21 protein-coding genes and 1 pseudogene are annotated in these 16,898 nt (G+C 72.2%); 17 read left to right on the top strand and 5 right to left on the bottom strand.

Features of this window, described 5'->3' with window-relative positions; all coding sequences use genetic code 11:
- Positions 1-43: 43 nt before the first annotated feature.
- The 6 genes from ACWENQ_RS11070 to ACWENQ_RS11045 all read left to right on the top strand — a co-directional run bounded on the left by ACWENQ_RS11070 (position 44) and on the right by ACWENQ_RS11045 (position 4,769).
- Complete coding sequence (locus ACWENQ_RS11070; protein WP_449927470.1) at positions 44-277, top strand: hypothetical protein; 234 nt, start codon at positions 44-46, stop codon at positions 275-277.
- Positions 278-280: 3 nt separating this feature from the next.
- Positions 281-2,014, top strand: a complete 1,734-nt coding sequence (gene frdA / locus ACWENQ_RS11065; RefSeq protein ID WP_452413884.1) for a fumarate reductase (quinol) flavoprotein subunit — start codon at positions 281-283, stop codon at positions 2,012-2,014.
- Positions 2,015-2,102: 88 nt separating this feature from the next.
- Entirely contained in the window at positions 2,103-2,933 is an 831-nt protein-coding gene (gene sdhB, locus ACWENQ_RS11060) for a succinate dehydrogenase iron-sulfur subunit (protein ID WP_452413882.1), read from the top strand.
- The gene (locus ACWENQ_RS11055; RefSeq protein WP_354907276.1) at positions 2,930-3,313 is read left to right on the top strand and encodes a hypothetical protein; all 384 of its coding nucleotides are present in this window, start codon (positions 2,930-2,932) and stop codon (positions 3,311-3,313) included. The genes sdhB and ACWENQ_RS11055 overlap by 4 nt, the downstream gene beginning before the upstream one ends.
- Positions 3,310-3,651, top strand: coding sequence for a fumarate reductase subunit FrdD (frdD, locus tag ACWENQ_RS11050; RefSeq protein ID WP_452413880.1), 342 nt, complete (start codon positions 3,310-3,312; stop codon positions 3,649-3,651). The genes ACWENQ_RS11055 and frdD overlap by 4 nt, the downstream gene beginning before the upstream one ends.
- 179 nt (positions 3,652-3,830) lie before the next feature.
- Positions 3,831-4,769: a diacylglycerol/lipid kinase family protein gene (locus tag ACWENQ_RS11045; protein WP_354907274.1), complete on the top strand. Its 939-nt coding sequence runs from the start codon at positions 3,831-3,833 to the stop codon at positions 4,767-4,769.
- A 75-nt stretch (positions 4,770-4,844) separates the two neighbouring features.
- On the opposite strand, the gene ACWENQ_RS11040 is transcribed toward ACWENQ_RS11045, so the two are convergent.
- The 5 genes from ACWENQ_RS11040 to ACWENQ_RS11020 are packed head-to-tail and all read right to left on the bottom strand — an operon-like array spanning position 4,845 to position 9,514.
- Positions 4,845-5,786 (bottom strand): NAD-dependent epimerase/dehydratase family protein, encoded by a 942-nt coding sequence (locus ACWENQ_RS11040; protein ID WP_449927485.1) that lies wholly within the window; start codon positions 5,784-5,786, stop codon positions 4,845-4,847.
- Positions 5,783-7,030, bottom strand: coding sequence for a nucleotide sugar dehydrogenase (locus ACWENQ_RS11035; protein ID WP_452413878.1), 1,248 nt, complete (start codon positions 7,028-7,030; stop codon positions 5,783-5,785). The genes ACWENQ_RS11040 and ACWENQ_RS11035 overlap by 4 nt, the downstream gene beginning before the upstream one ends.
- Positions 7,031-7,032: 2 nt before the next feature.
- A complete protein-coding gene (locus ACWENQ_RS11030; RefSeq protein ID WP_452413876.1) occupies positions 7,033-7,935 on the bottom strand; it encodes an endo alpha-1,4 polygalactosaminidase in 903 nt (300 codons plus the stop codon).
- On the bottom strand, positions 7,932-8,792 hold the full coding sequence (locus ACWENQ_RS11025) for an NAD-dependent epimerase/dehydratase family protein (RefSeq protein ID WP_452413874.1): 861 nt from the start codon (positions 8,790-8,792) through the stop codon (positions 7,932-7,934). The genes ACWENQ_RS11030 and ACWENQ_RS11025 overlap by 4 nt, the downstream gene beginning before the upstream one ends.
- Positions 8,789-9,514, bottom strand: coding sequence for a sugar phosphate nucleotidyltransferase (locus ACWENQ_RS11020; protein ID WP_452413872.1), 726 nt, complete (start codon positions 9,512-9,514; stop codon positions 8,789-8,791). Before ACWENQ_RS11020 ends, ACWENQ_RS11025 begins: the two co-directional genes overlap by 4 nt.
- Before the next feature lie 110 nt (positions 9,515-9,624).
- Between ACWENQ_RS11020 and ACWENQ_RS11015 the strand changes: the two genes are divergently transcribed.
- The 11 genes and pseudogenes from ACWENQ_RS11015 to ACWENQ_RS10965 all read left to right on the top strand — a co-directional run bounded on the left by ACWENQ_RS11015 (position 9,625) and on the right by ACWENQ_RS10965 (position 16,809).
- Complete coding sequence (locus ACWENQ_RS11015; RefSeq protein WP_452413870.1) at positions 9,625-10,362, top strand: class I SAM-dependent methyltransferase; 738 nt, start codon at positions 9,625-9,627, stop codon at positions 10,360-10,362.
- Positions 10,359-10,505, top strand: a complete 147-nt coding sequence (locus ACWENQ_RS11010; protein WP_354907265.1) for a hypothetical protein — start codon at positions 10,359-10,361, stop codon at positions 10,503-10,505. The genes ACWENQ_RS11015 and ACWENQ_RS11010 overlap by 4 nt, the downstream gene beginning before the upstream one ends.
- Before the next feature lie 107 nt (positions 10,506-10,612).
- Positions 10,613-10,753: pseudogene (locus tag ACWENQ_RS11005) on the top strand (phage holin family protein); the annotation flags it as partial.
- 45 nt (positions 10,754-10,798) lie between these two features.
- On the top strand, positions 10,799-11,497 hold the full coding sequence (locus tag ACWENQ_RS11000; RefSeq protein WP_452413868.1) for a hypothetical protein: 699 nt from the start codon (positions 10,799-10,801) through the stop codon (positions 11,495-11,497).
- Positions 11,498-11,501: 4 nt separating this feature from the next.
- Entirely contained in the window at positions 11,502-12,395 is an 894-nt protein-coding gene (locus ACWENQ_RS10995) for a YihY/virulence factor BrkB family protein (RefSeq protein ID WP_449927506.1), read from the top strand.
- Positions 12,392-12,724, top strand: coding sequence for a hypothetical protein (locus tag ACWENQ_RS10990; RefSeq protein ID WP_449927509.1), 333 nt, complete (start codon positions 12,392-12,394; stop codon positions 12,722-12,724). Before ACWENQ_RS10995 ends, ACWENQ_RS10990 begins: the two co-directional genes overlap by 4 nt.
- Before the next feature lie 10 nt (positions 12,725-12,734).
- Positions 12,735-13,448, top strand: a complete 714-nt coding sequence (locus ACWENQ_RS10985) for a DUF1838 family protein (RefSeq protein WP_449927512.1) — start codon at positions 12,735-12,737, stop codon at positions 13,446-13,448.
- Between the two features lie 15 nt (positions 13,449-13,463).
- Positions 13,464-13,976: a MaoC family dehydratase gene (locus ACWENQ_RS10980; protein ID WP_449927515.1), complete on the top strand. Its 513-nt coding sequence runs from the start codon at positions 13,464-13,466 to the stop codon at positions 13,974-13,976.
- On the top strand, positions 13,976-15,124 hold the full coding sequence (locus tag ACWENQ_RS10975; RefSeq protein ID WP_449927517.1) for an acyl-CoA dehydrogenase family protein: 1,149 nt from the start codon (positions 13,976-13,978) through the stop codon (positions 15,122-15,124). The genes ACWENQ_RS10980 and ACWENQ_RS10975 overlap by 1 nt, the downstream gene beginning before the upstream one ends.
- Positions 15,121-15,522, top strand: coding sequence for an HIT family protein (locus ACWENQ_RS10970; protein ID WP_354907256.1), 402 nt, complete (start codon positions 15,121-15,123; stop codon positions 15,520-15,522). Before ACWENQ_RS10975 ends, ACWENQ_RS10970 begins: the two co-directional genes overlap by 4 nt.
- Before the next feature lie 108 nt (positions 15,523-15,630).
- Entirely contained in the window at positions 15,631-16,809 is a 1,179-nt protein-coding gene (locus tag ACWENQ_RS10965; protein WP_354907254.1) for a sensor histidine kinase, read from the top strand.
- Positions 16,810-16,898 lie beyond the last annotated feature (89 nt).

The following is a 16,898-nucleotide window of genomic DNA, read 5'->3' as shown; positions in this document are numbered from 1 at the left end:
CTTACGTGGAAAAGGACGTTTCGCCAATCTAGGGAGATCGGCGATGACAGGTACACGCACTCCCTTCAGTCCGGAGACCGCGCCCTGCGGTCGCCAATCCGGCGGTGAACGGCTGGTCGACGACGACGGCTACGGCCTGGTGATCAAGGACCAGTACTTCGACTGCGGATGCCGCAGGATCCGGCACGAGTATCACGACGGCAGCATCCACCTCAGCGTCATCCGCCACGACGGCAGGCGCATCCGGGATCAGGACCAGCCCGACCACGGGAGCTGACACATGATCGACGTGCTCATTGTCGGGGGAGGCGGGGCCGGTCTGCGGGCGGCGATCGCGGTCGCCGAGACCGACCCCTCGTTGACGGTGGCGGTCGTGTCGAAGGTCTACCCCATGCGCAGCCACACGGTCTCGGCCGAGGGCGGCGCGGCCGGGGTGATCGGCATCGGAGACACCCTCGACGAGCACGCCTACGACACCATCTCGGGTGGCGACTGGCTGTGCGACCAGGACGCGGTGGAGGCGTTCGTCGCCGAGGCGCCGCGCGAGCTCATCCGGCTCGAGCACTGGGGCTGCCCGTGGAGCAGGGAGCCCGACGGGCGCGTGGCGGTCCGGCCGTTCGGCGGCATGAAGCGCCTGCGCACCTGGTACGCCGCCGACAAGACCGGCTTCCACCTGCTCCACACCCTCTTCCAGACCACGCTGAAGTACCAGGAGATCGTCAGGTACGACGAGTGGTACGTCACCCGGCTCATCGTCGACGACGGCCGCGTCCACGGCGTGGTCGCCATCGAGATCAGGACGGGCCGGGTCGAGGCGATCGCGGCCAGGACCGTCATCCTGGCCACCGGCGGCTGCGGGCGGGTCTTCCCGTTCACCACCAACGCGGCGATCAAGACGGGCGACGGCATGTCGCTGGCCTACCGGGCGGGCGCGCCGCTGAAGGACATGGAGTTCGTCCAGTACCACCCGACCGGCCTGCCGTTCACCGGGATCCTCATCACCGAGGCGGCCCGCGCCGAGGGCGGCTGGCTGGTCAACAAGGACGGCTACCGCTACCTGCAGGACTACGACCTCGGGCAGCCCACCGACACGCCCCGGCTGCGCAGCATGGAGCTCGGCCCCCGCGACCGCCTCTCGCAGGCCTTCGTCGGCGAGCAGGAAAGGGGCCGCACCGCCGAGACGCCCTACGGCCCCGTCGTCTACCTGGACCTGCGCCACCTCGGCGAGGCGAAGATCGAGGCGCGGATCCCGTTCGTCAGGGAGCTGTGCAGGTGCTACCAGAACCTCGACCCCGCCACCGACCTGATCCCGGTCCGGCCCGTCGTGCACTACATGATGGGCGGCGTCCACACCGACCTCGACGGCGCCACCCCGATCGCGGGCCTGTTCGCGGCGGGGGAGACGGCGTGCGTGAGCATCAACGGGGCCAACCGGCTCGGCTCCAACTCGCTGCCCGAGATCCTCGTCTTCGGCGCGCGGGCGGGCGCGGCGGCGGCCAGGTTCGCCGCCGCCCACCGCGGCGGCGAGGCCGCGGCCGTCCGCGGCCAGGGGGAGGACGAGCGGCGGCGGCTGCGGCGCGCGTTGGACGGCGGCGGCACCGGGCCGAGGATCGCCGACCTGCGCGAGGAGATGCAGCAGACGCTGGAGGGCGCGGCGGGCATCTACCGGACGGGCGAGACGCTCGCCAAGGCGGCGCAGACGCTGGCGTCGCTGCGGGAACGCGCGGTGGACGCCCGGGTGGACGACGACAGCACCACGTTCAACACCGAGCTGCTCTCGCTGCTCGAGCTGCACGCGATGCTCGACGTCGCCGAGACGATCGTGGCGTGCGCGCTCGGCAGGACCGAGTCCAGAGGCGCGCACCAGCGGCTCGACTTCCCGGCCCGCGACGACGCGCAGTTCCTGGCCCACTCCCTGGTCCAGCGCGCGCCGTCCGGCCTGCCGTCGGTCGGCCTGCTGCCCGTCACGCTCACCCGCTGGCCGCCCGGCCGGCGGGTGTACGGCCGTGACTGAGCCACCGGTGGCGGAAAGACGGGGGCGATTGAAGACGGCGCGATTGAAGACGGGGCGACGAAGAAGGGGCGATGGGGAAGGGAGGCCGATGAGCACCAGGTCGAGCCAGGAGCCGGCGCCGGCCGGCGGCGACGGCACGCAGGACACCGCGCGGGACACCGGGCCGGACACCGGGTCGGACACCGTGCGGGACGCCCCGGCCACGATCAGGCTGGAGATCAGCCGGTACCGCCCCGAACGGGACGAGAAACCGGTGTTCGAGTCCTTCGACGTGCCGATGCGCGACGACTGGGCCGTCCTCGACGGCCTCAACCACGTCAAGGACCGGCTGGACGGCACGCTGACGTTCCGGTGGTCGTGCCGGATGGGCGTGTGCGGGTCGTGCGGCATGAACGTCAACGGCAAGCCCAGGCTCACCTGCGGCACCTTCCTCACCGAGTTCGGCGGCGGACCGGTCAGGATCGAGCCGCTCAAGGGCTTCCCCGTCATCCGCGACCTGGTCGTGGAGATCGACGACTTCCTCGCCAAGCTCTCCCACGTGCGGCCCTGGCTGATCAGGGAGGGCGAGGAACTGCCGCTGACCGCCGAGTACGCCCAGACGCCCGAGCAGCTCGAGGCATACAAGCAGTACTCGATGTGCATCAACTGCATGCTGTGCTACTCGGCCTGCCCGGTCTACGTGCTCAACCCCGACTTCCTCGGCCCGGCGGCCATCGCGCTCGCCCAGCGCTACAACCTCGACTCGCGCGACCAGGGCGACCGGCTCGACCTGCTCGGCGGCGACGAGGGGGTGTGGGGCTGCACGTTCGTGGGCGAGTGCACCAGGGTCTGCCCCAAGCACGTCGACCCCGCCGAGGCGATCCAGCGCTACAAGGTCACCGCCGCCATGCGGTCGGTCCTGCCGTGGAGCAGGCGATGACGGCCGCCGGCGCCTACCGGCCGCCCCGCGACCGGCTGTGGTTCCTGCGCTCGCGCTCCTACGCGCTCTTCGTCGCCAGGGAACTGACCAGCCTCTTCGTCGCCTGGACGGTCGCCTACCTGCTGCTGCTGGTCGCCGCCGTCACCGGCGGCACGCTGCAGGAGTTCGCCGCCCTGGCCGCGCGGCCGTGGATGATCGCGCTCAACGTGCTCGCCCTGGCCGCCACCGCCTTCCACGCGGTCACCTTCCTCAACCTGGCGCCCAAGGCCACCGTCGTCAGGCTGGACGGCTGGCGGGTGCCCGCCTTCATGATCCAGGGCGGCAACCACACCGCGTGGCTGCTGGTCTCGGCCGTCCTGGCGTGGGCGGTGCTGCGATGAGACGCACGCCGGAGCCGTACCTGTGGCTGCTGTTCAGCGCCGGCGGCGTGGTCGCCGCGCTGCTGCTGCCGGTGCTGGTCCTGCTGTTCGGGGTGCTCATGCCCCTGGGCGTGCTCGACTGGCCGGCGCAGGCGCGGCTCGCCGCCCTGCTCGACCCCGTCCCGGTACGGCTGGCGCTGGTCGTCGTCGTGGCGCTCTGCCTGTCCCACGCCGCCCACCGCATCAGGTTCACCAGTGAGGAGATCCTCGGCATCGCCAGGTTCGACCGCGCCCTCGCGCTCGCCTGCTACGGCGCCGCGATCGCCGGCACGGTCGTCGCCGCCGTGCTGCTGTTCTGACGGGGCTGTGCTGACCGGGCTGTTGTGACAGGGCTGTTCTGACGTTGCTGTTCTGGCGTTGCTTCTCCGGCGGGGGCTGCTCTGAGAGGGTGCCGGCGGCGGCCACGCCGGGATCCCCACGCGCACGCGGCGATCACCGGCCGCCGGGCCAGGCGCCCGGCGGCCCTACCATGTCAACCATGACCGAGCTCCGCAGCAAGGCTGAGCACACCGAGGCCATCCGCAGGGACCGCAGGATCGCCGTGGTGATCAACACGCGCTCCCGCCGTGGCCGCCGCCATTACTTCGAGGTGCTGGACCAGATCCACGCGCTCGGCTTCGAGCCGCTGGCGGAGTACTCCGTCGTCAACCCCAAGCGGCTGCGCGCGCACCTGGACAGGGCGCTGGAGACCAAGCCCGACCTGCTGGTCGTCGGCGGCGGCGACGGCACGCTGTCGTCGGCGGTCCGCCACGTCGCCCACCGCGACGTGGCCCTCGGCGTGCTGCCGCTCGGCACCACCAACAACTTCGCCCGCAGCCTCGGCCTGCCGCTCGACCTGGCGGGCGCCATCCGGGTCTTCGACACCGGCAAGGTCGCCGACATCGACCTCGGCATGGCCGAGGACCGGCCGTTCGCCAACCTGGCCAGCTTCGGCGTCTCGGTCGAGGTCGCCGGCACGGTCAAGCCGTGGCTCAAGCGCATCCTCGGCCGCCCCGCCTACCCGCTGACCGCCCTGACGATCATCCCGGGCCACAAGCCGTTCCGCGCCGTCCTGACCGTCGACGGCAAGCGGCACGAGCTGCTCACCGACCAGCTCAACATCGCCAACGGCCGCTTCCACGGCGGCTGGCAGGTGGCCCGCGACATCAGCATCGACAACGGCATGCTGGTGGCCTACCAGCTCGGTTCCGGCAAGAAGCTGCGCCTGCTCGGCGAGACGCTGGTGCGCGCCACCACCGGCAGGTGGCGCAGCCTGGCCGGCGGGCCGTTCGTGATGGGGCGCGAGATGCTGCTGGAGACCGAGCCGCCGATGGCCGCCGACGTCGACGGCGAGGTACGGCTGCGCACCCCGATCAGGCTGCGCGTGGTGCCCAACGGGGTGCGCGTGATGGTGCCACCGGACTTCCAGGACAGCTGAGCGCCGCCCGCCGCCCGGCCGGACCCGCGGCCTGCCGGGACGGGATCGCGGTCCCGGCAGGCGCGGCCACGAGGGTCAGGCGCCGGGCGAGATGCGCCGGTACCAGTCGAACGTCCGCCTGACCCCCTCCTCCAGGGGCACCCGCGGCTCGAAGCCCGTCAGCTCCCGCAGCAGGGAGATGTCGGGACAGCGGCGGGCCACCGAGCCGGCCGGCGCGGGCACCGGGTCGATGACCGGGTCTCCGCCCGCCAGCCGCAGCACCAGCTTGGCCAGGTCGGAGATGGTCGTCTCGTCGGTGTCGTCGCCGATGTGCACGATCCGCCCGAAGGCCGCGGGTGTCGCCATCAGCCGCACCATCGCCTCCACCGCGTCCTCGACGTGGCAGAACGCCCGCGTCTGCTCGCCGCCGTACAGCCGGAACGGGTTCTCGCCGCGCAGGGCGCGCAGCGCGAGCTCGGGGATCACATGGTCGGCGCCCATCCGCGGCCCGTACACGTTGTGGAAGCGGCCCACGACGGCGTGCGCGCCGTGCAGGACCGCCGCCTCGCCGTGCAGCTTGCTGATGGCGTAGGAGAAGCGCGGCGCCGCCACGTCCTCGATGACCAGCGGGACGCTCTCGGGCGTCGGCACCGGCACCAGCCCGGCGGTGACGCCGCCCGCGTACGCCTCGCTGGTGGAGGCGTAGAACAGCGGCTCGCCGGGCCTGATCCAGTCCAGCAGGTGCATCAGCGCCAGGGTGTTGACGCGCAGCACCCGGGCGGGGTCCCGCTCGACGTTGCGGACGCCGACGACGGCGGCCAGCAGGTAGATCTGGTCCCAGCCGTGCTCCAGCGCCCGGTAGGAGGCGGGATCGGTGAGGTCGGCGTCGCGCACGTCCAGCGGCATGCCCTCCAGGTCGCGGTCGCGCCTTCCCCTGGAGAAGTCGTCGACGACGGTGACGGCGTGGCCGTCGGCCAGCAGGCGCCTGGCGAGGTGGAGCCCGATGAAGCCGGCGCCGCCCAGCAGAAGGACTCTCATCGCGTGTATCCGATCCCCGCGTAGCGGATGCCCCGTCCGGTGAGCCCGTCGGCGTCGAGTATGCGCCAGGAGTCGAACAGCACCCTGATCGGGGTGTCGCCGACCGTCATCCCGCGGTAGTCGGGGTGGTCGTTGACGATCAGCATCGCGTCGGACTCGGCGAAAACCTTGTCGAGGCTGACGGGTCGCCCGCCGTACCGGGCGATGACCTCGTCGGCTACCAGCGGATCGTGGCCGAGGACGGTCAGCCCCGCCCTGGTGAAGACCGGCATCATGTGCTCGACGGGGGTGCCGCGCATGTCGTCCGTGGCCGGCCAGCCCTTGTAGGCCCAGCCGAGCACCGACAGGATGACGCCGTCCGTCTCGCCGAACGTCTCACGGATCAGGGCGACCAGCCGTTCGGCGACATGGGACGGCAGGCGCTCGTTGAGCGCGCGGGCGTGGCCCACCAGCGAGGTGGTGGCGCTCGCCCGCATGAGGTACGGGTCCTTGGTGAGGCAGCCCCCGCCCACGTAGCCGGGCTTGGCCAGGTCGGGGCGCGGATAGCCGAGGTTGGCCGCGCCGATGACCTCCAGCGGGTCCAGCCGGTGCTGCTCGGCGATCAGCGCCAGCTCGTTGCCGTAGGCGTAGATCAGGTCGGTGTGGCAGTTGTTGGCCAGCTTGACCATCTCGGCCGCCTCGAGGCTCGAGACGGGGACGATCCGGTCGGCCAGCCCCTCGAACAGCTCGACCCCCGCCTCGAGGCTGTCCTGGTCGAGCCCGCCGATCACCTGGGGCAGCTCGACCAGCTCCCGCAGCGCCTGCCCCTGGATGGTGCGTTCGGGCGCCATCACCAGGCGGGTGCCGGGCTCGAGGCGGGGCAGCACGACCGAGCGGCTGGTGCCGATCGGCACCGTCGAGCGCACCACCACCAGGCGCTGCCGTCCGCACGCCTCGGCGGCGGCGGCCAGGCCGTCCAGGCGCGGTGTCCCGGTGGCGAGGTCGACGGGCGTGGACACGCACAGGATCACCGCGTCCAGCGGCTCGCCGGGCAGCGCCGCGCCGATGCGGACGCGGCCGCCGAGGTGCTCGTCGAACACCTCCTGCACGCCCGGCTCGAACACGTGGATCCGCCCGCGCGACAGCGCCTCCACGACGGCAGGATCGACGTCCACGCCGTGGACCGTGAAACCCTTGCGGACCAGTGCCGCGGTGAGCGTCAGGCCCACGTATCCCATGCCGACAACGCCGACGGTCTTCGGCATCGTCACTCCTTTCCTTCCCGAGGGAAAACCCCGCAGGGGGGACTCACCAGGTCCAGGTCGACCGTGGTGACGTTGCCCGCGAACCCGTGCCGGCGGTAGGCCGCGCAGGCGGCGCGGCGGTTGCCGGGGGCGGCGGCGTAGTCGGTGGCCAGGACGGCCTTGCCCGCGGCGCGCAGGGCGGCGGCCTCGGCGAGGTTGCCGGCGCACCACTCCTTCGCGCAGGCCCGGTCGGTGGCCCTGAAGAACAGCTCCTCCATGCCGATGCCGTCGATGGCGGCGGTGTAGCCGCCGTGGTGCCGCAGCTCGGGCGAGTTCTGCGGGACGACGAGGAAGCCGGGGCGGACGGCCTTGGCGTAGGCACTGATCCGGACGATCAGATCGGCCATCTTCCTGCCGAGGCTGTGACGGGTCTCGCCGGGCACGCGCGCCAGGTCGATCTCCTCGTACGCCAGGGGCGTGTCGAGGTAGACGCCGTCGAAGCCGGCCCGCAGGGCCTGGTCGACCCGGGGCCTGATCACCCGGTCCCACCACCACGGGTCCCAGTACTTGACGAAGTGCTCGTCGGGCCAGTCCGGCCAGACGTTCAGCCGCAGCCCGGCGGGCAGGCTCGCGAACTCCGTCCTGAACTCCTCCAGCGAGCCGATCTCGAAGTAGCCCAGCACCGTCTTGCCGCTCTCGCGCACCGCGGCGATCTCGGCGGCGGTGAAGTAGCCGGCGGCGGTGCCGTCGCGCGACAGGTCCACGACGGCCAGCCGGTGCGGCGCGGCGGCCACCGTGTCCAGCCGGCCGCCGGGATAGCCGGTCAGCACGTAGGTGAAGGAGGTGACGCCGAGCAGTCCCCCGGCGCCAGGGGCGGAGGCGCAGGCGCTCACCGTGAGCAGCAGGGCGAGGGCGAGCCGCCTCATCGCTCCTCCGCCATGGCCGCGACCGACGCGGCCAGGCCGTGGACGGGACGCCAGCCGAGGACCTTGATCGACCGGGTGATGTCGGCCTGGCTCCACGGCGCCGCCCCCGACCGGTCGGATCCCCCCGCCATCTCGTGGATCCCGCCGTCGAAGCCCAGCGCACGGGCCAGCAGCGCCACGGCGTCGCGGACCGGCACCGCCCGCCCCGACCCCACGTTGAGGACCCGCTCGCCGCCCAGGTCCGCGAAGGTCGCGGCCACCACGGCGGCGGCGACGTCGCGCACGTCCACGAAGTCGCGCATCGCGCCGAGCGGGCCGAGCGTGATGTCGTCCTTGCCCTCGCGCAGCAGCCGGGCCGCCCGGCCCAGCACGTTCACCGGTGTGAGGCCGGGCCCCACCGGGTTGAAGACGCGCAGCGACACGCCGTCCACCGGTCCCGAGGCGACCAGCCCGGTTCCGGCCAGGTGGCTCACCCCGTAGGCGGTGACCGGCCTGGCCGGGTCGTCCTCGCGGACCGAGCTGCCGTACGGCGTGGGCCCGTACTCGGCGGCCGAGCCGAGCCGTACCAGCCTGGCGGCGGGCGCGACCGCGGCCATGGCCTCCACGAGCAGGGCGACCACGCCCGCGTTGCCGCGCAGCAGCTCTTCGGGGCCGCCCGCCATCCGCCCCACGCAGCTGAGCACCGCGTCGGGCCGGACGCGGCCCAGCAGGCCGGTCACGGCGGCGACGTCGGCGGCCAGCAGGTCGAGCCGCTCCCGCCCCGCGCAGACGACCTCCCCGACCCGGGGGTCGTTGTCCAGCAGCAGCCTGACCTGGCGGCCGAGGAACCCCGAGGCGCCGAGCAGCAGCACCCTCACAGCGCTCGCTCCGGCTCAGGCAGCAGCAGCGGCCTGAGCTCCTCGAAGCGGGCGTTCGCCTCGTCGTAGTCGTCGGGGCGGCCGATGTCGAGCCAGTAGCCGTCGAACTCGAAGACCGCCGGCGGCCGCTCGCGCGCCAGCAGGTCGAGCACCAGGTCGTCGAAGCCGAAGGCCATCCCCTCGGGATAGCCCTCGATGCAGCCGCGCGACAGGGCGTAGACGCCCATGCTGACCAGGTAGCTGAGCAGAGGCTTCTCCCTGAAGCCCGTGATGTGCCCGCCGGCGGCCTCCAGCACCCCAAAGTCGATCTTGACGACCCGCGGGGCCGTGGCCACCGTCAGCGGCGCCGTCGAGGCGGCGTGGCCGCGCAGCAGGTCGGCGTAGTTCAGCGTGGTCAGGACGTCGCCGTTCATGACCAGGAAGTGCTCGGGCAGCCGGTCCCTGATCGAGAACAGCGGCCCGATCGTCGACAGCGGCGCGACCTCCTCGGTGTAGTCGACGGCCAGCTCCCACCGGGCGCCGTCCCCGACGAACGCCCTGATCAGCGGGGACAGATGGCCGACGGCCAGGGTGACGCTGGTGAAGCCCTGCGCCGCGAGCTGGCGCAGGATGATGTCGAGGATCGCGTACTCCTCGCCGATCGGCACCAGCGGCTTGGGCAGCGCCGAGGTGTACGGCCGCAGCCGCACTCCCTTGCCGCCCGCCAATATGACGACATGCATGAACATCCCTTTCAGGGGTGGGACAGGCGTGCGATGCAGCGAGTGTCGTCGCGCCGGGTTTCACTTCGGTTCCTCTGCGGTTTCTCCCGCAGGGGCTAGGGTCGGTAGGCGTGGGGTTCGAGAACGCCGAGGACCGCTGGCGGCACCGTCTCGGCGAACTGCGCAACGTCGTCCGCCAGGAGCTGGTCACCCGGCAGCTCGACAGCCACCTGCCCGCCGCGCCCGCCCGCGTGCTCGACGCCGGATGCGGCCAGGGCACCCAGGCGCTGCGCATGGCCGAGCGCGGCCACGACGTCACCGGCGTCGACACCTCCGCGGACCTGCTCGGCCTGCTGCCCCCCGGCAGGGTCACGACCGTGCGCGCCGACCTGTCCGAGCTGCCGGCGCTGTTTCCGCCCGCCTCGTTCGACGTGGTGCTGTGCCACGGCGTGCTGATGTACTTCGCCGACCCCGGTCCGCTGCTCACCGACCTGGCACGGCTGGTCCGGCCGGGCGGGTTCCTGTCGCTGCTGGTGCGCAACGGCGACGCGCTGGCCATGCGGCCCGGCCTGGCGGGCGACTGGCCGGCCACCCGGGCCGCCTTCACCGCCGACGCCTACACCAACAGGCTGGGCGTGCGCGCGCGGGCCGACCGCCGCGCCGACCTCACCGCGGCGCTGGCGGCGCGCGGCCTGGAGGTGACGCACTGGTACGGCGTACGCGTCTTCACCGACCCGGCCCCCGACGCGACGCCCACGCCGGACGACCTGGACGCGCTGATCGACTGCGAGGAGATCGCCGGCCGTACCGACCCCTACAGAGCAGTGGCCGCGCTGACACACCTCATCGGTGGTAGACAGGAAGCATGAAACGTCCCGGCAACTGGTGCGAGCGGCCGCGACCACCCCAGCCGTGGTGCGAGCGACCGGCTCCTCCCGCCCCGTGGTGCGAGGTGCCGGGCTCCTCGGTGCTCGGCGTGCTCGACGCGCTGCTGAAGGCCGCCAAGCGCTGAGGTTTCCCCGCCGCGGGGCGGGTAGTCGCTCCCTCCATGAACACCGAGCGGCACCGTTGCACGGCTGAGCCGGCCGGCGACCCGTCCGTGTCGCCGGCGTCGTCGTCGCGCTGCCGCCGCCACGGGCCACGGCCGCAATCGTGGCCGGAGTTTTGCTCATCCTTGCCGCCGTACTTGGTCTTATCGGTAGGAAGCAGGGCGAACAGGCGGCATCGCCGGCGCCCGTGGCGGCGAACGAGAGCGTCAGGACCGACATCGACGTGGATCGACGTGGTGAGAGAGAGGGGACGACGATGACCGAGACCGATCCGGGCTTCAGCGACGCGCACGCCGGCGACGTGGGCGCGCGCAGGGCCACGGTGGGCACCCCGACCGACCACGAGTCCGTCAACGTCCCGCCCACCAGGGCAGGGGCGGCGGAGAACGCCGAGGCCGCGGCCGAGGCGCGCAGGCCGCACGAGGAGTTCGTGCCCGAGGGCCCGATCCCCGATGACAGGGCCGGCGAGGCGGACAAGTGGGACGACGAGCCCGCCGAGGTCTCCGGTAGCCAGGCCCCCGGCGAGCAGGTTCCCGGTGGCCAGGCTTCCGGCGGCCAGGACTCCGGTGGTGACCAGGTCTCCGGCGGGCCGGGCCCGGGCGGCCGGAGCGGCGCGAGCGCCGCGGCCACGCCGCGGCCGAGCACCGACCGGCTGGTGGCGGGCGGGCCCGGGCAGGGCGGTGGGCGCGACGAGATCGCCGGGACCCGCGGGGAACTGGGCGGCACCGTCGAGGCCATGGTGAACAAGGCCGACCTCAAGGGCAGGGCGAGCGGGGTGGCCGGCGCGGCCAGGGACCGGGTCGTCGCCGTCACCGACCGGATGCCGGACCCCGTCAGGGACGCCGCCGACAAGGTGGGCGCGCAGGCGCGGCGCCGGCCGGGCCTGGCGGCCGTGGCCGCCGGCGTCGTGGCCCTGCTCGTGGCCCGGAGGCTGATGCGGCGAGGCAAGAAGTAAGCGTATGTGGTGGAGCGCGCTCAGGCGGGCGTTCGCCGAGTTCCGGCGCGACGGCGTGCAGGACTGGGCGGCGGCGCTCACCTACTACGGTGTCCTGTCGATCTTCCCCGCCCTCATCGTGCTGGTGTCGCTGCTCGGCATGGTTGGAAGGGACGACGCGGCCACGGTGCTCGGCGGCATCGCCGTCCTGGCCCCGGCCGAGGTGCGTGACCTGCTGCTCCAGGGGCTTGCGGGGGTGCGCAGCACCGGCGCGGGAGCGCTGGCGATCGTCGGCCTGCTCGTGGCGCTCTGGTCGGCCTCGGGGTACATCGCGGCCTTCATCCGCGCGGCCAACGCGATCTACGACATCCGGGAGGGCCGTCCGTTCTGGAAGCTGACGCCGCTGCGCCTCGGGCTGACACTGCTGGTCATGGTGCTGCTGGCGGCCGGGGCGGTCGCCGTCACCCTGACCGGCCGGGTGGCCGAGGTGGCAGGCGACCGGCTCCGCGTCGACGACACGCTGGTCACGATCTGGGACATCGCCAAGTGGCCGGTGCTCGCCCTCATCGCCGCGGGGCTCATCATGGTGCTGTACTGGGCGGCGCCGAACGTGCGCCAGCCGGGGCTGCGCTGGATCACCCCTGGCGGGCTGGTCGCGGTCGTGCTGTGGGTGATCGTCTCCGGCGGTTTCGCCCTGTACGTGGCCAACTTCGGCTCCTACAACAAGACCTACGGCACGCTCGCCGCGGTCGTGGTGTTCCTGATCTGGCTGTGGCTGTCCAACATGGCGGTGTTGTTCGGCGCGGAGTTCGACGCCGAGCTGATCAGGGGCAAGCGCATGGCGGAGGGGCACCCTGCGGACGCCGAGCCCTATGCGGTTCCGCGGGACCCGCCCGCGCCCGATACGCTGCCGACATGATTCGTCGTGCGGTGGTGGCCGTGATCATCGCGCTCGGCCTGGCCGGGTGCGGTGGCGGTGGCGCGGTCAGCGACCTCGGCAAGGTCGTCGAGGGCGTCCCGGGCGCGACCACGCAGGTCCAGGTCGGCAAGGGGCAGCGCTTCTCGGTGGCGCTGCCGCACGGCGACTGGGAGCTGAAGCAGGTGCCCGACGCCAAGGTGGCCTCCTTCATCAGCGAGGAGCACGCCGACGACCGCTCCTACTTCGTCTTCAACGCCAAGCACCCCGGCAGCACGCGCGTCGAGATCACCGGCCAGGGAGCGGCGACGGTGGCGATCACCGTGCAGTAGGGTGCCGCGCATGAGCGATCTCCGGGAGTTCATGCGCGTACGGGCCAGCGCCGACGGGGCGGAGACGGTGACCTGGTGGACCGGCGACGTCTACGCCTATCTGCCCGACGACGGGCCCCGTCACCTGTTCGGCTTCGAGGGTGTCAACGTGGCGCGGGCGGTGGAGGGCGACGGCGGCTGGGAGCTGCTGACCAGGGAGGCGGCGGCCTACCTCGACCCCGTCTCGCGTGAGCCCCTCGACATCTGGGACAACCCCTTCACCGGCCGGTCCGTCGACGTCCAGCACGTCTACAACGATCCGGTCAACCAGCGGTTGCGCGGTTTCACCGTGCCCACCACCAGGCTCGGCGACACGGTCGTGTTCAACACCGACATCCTGCTGGCCTACCCGTCGCCGCTGAAGGTGGCCGACCATCCCGACAACTCCTTCAGCGACACCTACCGGGCCATGGAGCTGTTCCAGTTCTTCGCCCCCGCAGCCGATCTGGACGGCCAGGCCCCCTCGGTGCCGAGCACGCTGTCGTGGTGCCGGGTCTCGCCGTGGCTGCCGTGGATGGCGATGGCCCAGCGGCCGGGCGCGCTGGTCTACCACTGCAGGGGCGCCAAGGTCGACGAGGTGCCGGGCAACCTCGAGGCGTTCTTCGGCCCGATCAGCGCGCCCGTCGAGTGGAGCGCGCCCAACCAGACGAGCTGGACGACCTTCGTTGACCGAAGAAAGTTCTAGTCGTAGATTGCCCAGGTGACGGTGCACCAACCCGGCCTCGGCCGGTACTACGAGGACTTCGTCGTCGGCGACGTCTACCAGCATCCGCTGGGCCGCACGATCAGCGAGGCGGACAACACCTGGTTCACCCTGCTGACGATGAACACCAACCAGAACCACTTCAACGCGCACTTCGCCGCGGGCGCCCCGGCCGGGAAGATCATCGTGAACTCCGGCCTGTCCGTGGCGATCGTGCTCGGTCTGTCGGTGATCGACGTGAGCCAGAACGCCATGATGAACCTCGGCTGGGACGAGATCAGGCTCACCCATCCGGTGTTCGTCGGCGACACCCTGTACGCCGAGTCGAAGGTCCTCGACAAGCGCGAGTCGAGGTCGCGCCCCTACGCCGGCATCGTCACCTGCGCCACCCGCGGCCTCAACCAGGACGGCGACGAGGTCATGTCGTGGCGGCGGACCGTCATGGTCTACAAGCGGGACGCGCCGCACGACAAGGGCTACTTCCCGACCGCGAAGAACGGACCCATGTGATGGACTTCGAGCTCGACGAGGACCAGCAGCTGTTCCGCGCCACCCTGAGAGAGTTCGTCGACAAGGAGATCGTGCCCGTCGCCGGCGAATGGGAGCGGTCGGGCCGCTACCCGGCGGAGATCGTCGAGCGCTTCAAGGAGCTCGGCCTGTTCGGCATGACGATCCCGGCCCGCTACGGCGGCCTCGAGCTCGACCGCGTCTCCTACGCCCTGGTCTTCGAGGAGATCGCCCGCGGCTGGATGGGCGTGGCGGGCGTGCTCGGCTCCCACTCGCTGTCGGCGTGGATGATCGACCAGTACGGCACGCCCGAGCAGAAGGAGCGCTACCTGCCCGGCCTGGCCGCCGGCACCCGCCGTACCGGGATCGCGCTGACCGAGCCGGGGGCGGGCACCGACCTGCAGGGGATCACCACCCGCGCGGTCCGCGACGGCGACCACTACGTGATCAACGGCGCGAAGACCTGGATCACCAACGCCCGTCACGCCGACCCGATGCCCGTCCTGGTGAAGACCTCGATCGAGACGCCCGCCCACAAGGGCATGTCGATGCTGCTCGTCGAGGCCGGCACGCCCGGCTACACCATCAGCCGCGACCTGCCCAAGCTCGGCTACAAGGGCACCGAGACCTGCGAGATCACCCTCGAGGACGTGCGGGTGCACCGCGACCGGTTGCTCGGCGGCGTCGAGGGGCGGGGGATGCAGCAGGCGCTGTCGGCCCTCGAGCTCGGCAGGGTGAACATCGCCGCCCGCGCGGTCGGCGTCGCGCAGTGCGCCTTCGACGCCGCGCTCGCCTACGCGGGGCAGCGGGAGGCGTTCGGCAGGCCGATCGGCGACTTCCAGGCCATCCAGCTCAAGCTCGCCGACATGGCCACCGACATCCAGGCGGCCAGGCTGATGACCTACTGGGCGGCCTCCAGGTCGGCCAGGGCGGAGGCGGCCATGGCCAAGTACTTCGCCTCGGAGGTGGCCCTGCGCGTCACGATGGAGGCCATGCGCGTGCACGGCGGCTACGGCTACTCGCAGGAGTTCGTCCTCGAACGCCTCTACCGCGACGCGCCGCTGATGGCGATCGGCGAGGGCACCAACGACGTGCAGCGCCTGCTGATCGCCAGGGAACTGCTCAAGGGAACGGTGAGGGTCGGCTGGTGAGCTGTCCGTTCTGCGAGATCGTCGCGGGAGAGCGGGCCGCCTTCGTCGTCTCCTCCGACGAGGTGGCCGTCTCCTTCCTCGACGCCAGGCCCGTCTTCAAGGGGCACCTGCTGGTGGTGCCGCGGCAGCACGTCGAAACGCTGACCGACCTGCCCGAGGTGGGCCCCTTCTTCGAGCGGGTGCAGCAGCTGGCGGGCGCCGTGGAGAAGGGGCTGGAGGCGGCGGGCACGTTCGTGGCGATGAACAACCGCATCAGCCAGAGCGTCCCCCACCTGCACGTCCACATCGTGCCGCGCAACAGGAAGGACGGGCTGCGCGGCTTCTTCTGGCCGCGCGTGAAGTACGACTCCGACGAGGAGGCCGCGGCCTACGCCGCCGCCATCAGGGGGAGCGGCTGAGCGGGCGGCCCCCGCGCGCCCGCCGGGTCCGCCCTTCAGCACCGCGGGTCCGCCCTTCAGGACCGCGGGCCGCGCCCCGCGGCGGCGGGACGGCGGTAGGCTCCGGCCGTGGAACCCGTGGTCGTCGCCCTCCTCCTGGCTCTCCTCGTGGGCGGTCCCGCCCTCGTGCTGTGGCGGGTGCTGCGCGGGCGCCGCGAGCTCGGCTCGGGCCCGGCCGAGCGGGCCACGTTCGAGACCCTGCACACCGCCTCGCTGGCCGCGCCGCCGCTGCGCGCCGGCCTGTCGGAGGAGGGGGCGCAGCGGGCCTCCAAACACCTGCGCGAGCTGCTCGGCTCCCCGGCGATCGCCATCACCGACGGCGAGCGGCTGCTGGTCTACGACGGCGCGGGCGAGCACCACGCGGCCGAGGCGTTCGCCCACGCGGCGGGCACCCTGAAGGACGGCCGTACCCAGGTGCTCAACCTCGACTGCGAGCTGCTCGAGTGCCCGATCAGGCACGCCGTGGTGGTGCCGCTCACCACGGACGACAGGGTGGTCGGCTCGCTGGCCGCCTACGGCGAGCACAGCTCGGCCGGGCTGGTCCGCGCCGCCCAGGAGGTGGCCCGTTGGGTCGACTCGCAGCTCGAGCTGGCCGAGCTCGACCGCAGCCGCACCCTGCTGATGGAGGCCGAGGTGCGGGCGCTGCGCGCCCAGATCTCCCCGCACTTCATCTACAACTCCCTCACCACCATCGCCAGCTTCGTCCGCACCGACCCCGAGCGGGCCAGGGAGCTGCTGCTGGAGTTCGCCGACTTCACCCGCTACAGCTTCCGCAGGCACGGCGACTTCACCACGCTGGCCGAGGAGCTGCGCTCCATCGACCGTTACCTCATCCTCGAACGCGCCCGCTTCGGCGACCACCTGCGCGTCACGCTGCGGATCGCGCCCGAGGTGCTGCCCGTCGCCGTGCCGTTCCTGTGCCTGCAGCCCCTGGTCGAGAACGCCGTCCGGCACGGCCTGGAGTCCAAGGACGGCGTCGGCCGCATCACGATCATCGCCGAGGACGCGGGCGCCGAATGCCGCATCAGCGTCGAGGACGACGGCCTCGGCATGGATCCCGAACGTCTGCGCCGGATCCTGGCCGGCGACGTCCCGGCGGCCGGCGGCGTCGGCCTGGCCAACGTCGACGAGCGGCTGCGCCAGGTCTACGGCGACGAGTACGGCATCGTCGTCGAGACGGCGCAGGGGGCCGGCACGAAGGTCAACGTCAGGGTCCCCAAGTACCACCCCGGGGTGTCAGCCCGCTGATCTACTTTGTAAAGGCGCGGCCCTGGTAGCAGTGGCCGTACGGTCCTCCTCGCACACATGGCGGAGCCCGCGACGATTTCGCGAGCCTG

It is taken from the genome of Nonomuraea sp. NPDC004354 (assembly GCF_053602555.1).
This window is presented reverse-complemented; position numbering and strand designations above follow the sequence as displayed.

Excerpts from the sequence above, each read along its gene's own strand:
- ACWENQ_RS11070 (WP_449927470.1), top strand. The coding sequence starts at position 44 with ATGACAGGTACACGCACTCCCTTCAGTCCGGAGACCGCGCCCTGCGGT.
- frdA (WP_452413884.1), top strand. The coding sequence starts at position 281 with ATGATCGACGTGCTCATTGTCGGGGGAGGCGGGGCCGGTCTGCGGGCG.
- sdhB (WP_452413882.1), top strand. The coding sequence starts at position 2,103 with ATGAGCACCAGGTCGAGCCAGGAGCCGGCGCCGGCCGGCGGCGACGGC.
- ACWENQ_RS11055 (WP_354907276.1), top strand. The coding sequence starts at position 2,930 with ATGACGGCCGCCGGCGCCTACCGGCCGCCCCGCGACCGGCTGTGGTTC.
- frdD (WP_452413880.1), top strand. The coding sequence starts at position 3,310 with ATGAGACGCACGCCGGAGCCGTACCTGTGGCTGCTGTTCAGCGCCGGC.
- ACWENQ_RS11045 (WP_354907274.1), top strand. The coding sequence starts at position 3,831 with ATGACCGAGCTCCGCAGCAAGGCTGAGCACACCGAGGCCATCCGCAGG.
- ACWENQ_RS11040 (WP_449927485.1), bottom strand. The coding sequence starts at position 5,786 with ATGAGAGTCCTTCTGCTGGGCGGCGCCGGCTTCATCGGGCTCCACCTC.
- ACWENQ_RS11035 (WP_452413878.1), bottom strand. The coding sequence starts at position 7,030 with ATGCCGAAGACCGTCGGCGTTGTCGGCATGGGATACGTGGGCCTGACG.
- ACWENQ_RS11030 (WP_452413876.1), bottom strand. The coding sequence starts at position 7,935 with ATGAGGCGGCTCGCCCTCGCCCTGCTGCTCACGGTGAGCGCCTGCGCC.
- ACWENQ_RS11020 (WP_452413872.1), bottom strand. The coding sequence starts at position 9,514 with ATGCATGTCGTCATATTGGCGGGCGGCAAGGGAGTGCGGCTGCGGCCG.
- ACWENQ_RS11010 (WP_354907265.1), top strand. The coding sequence starts at position 10,359 with ATGAAACGTCCCGGCAACTGGTGCGAGCGGCCGCGACCACCCCAGCCG.
- ACWENQ_RS11000 (WP_452413868.1), top strand. The coding sequence starts at position 10,799 with ATGACCGAGACCGATCCGGGCTTCAGCGACGCGCACGCCGGCGACGTG.
- ACWENQ_RS10995 (WP_449927506.1), top strand. The coding sequence starts at position 11,502 with ATGTGGTGGAGCGCGCTCAGGCGGGCGTTCGCCGAGTTCCGGCGCGAC.
- ACWENQ_RS10990 (WP_449927509.1), top strand. The coding sequence starts at position 12,392 with ATGATTCGTCGTGCGGTGGTGGCCGTGATCATCGCGCTCGGCCTGGCC.
- ACWENQ_RS10985 (WP_449927512.1), top strand. The coding sequence starts at position 12,735 with ATGAGCGATCTCCGGGAGTTCATGCGCGTACGGGCCAGCGCCGACGGG.
- ACWENQ_RS10975 (WP_449927517.1), top strand. The coding sequence starts at position 13,976 with ATGGACTTCGAGCTCGACGAGGACCAGCAGCTGTTCCGCGCCACCCTG.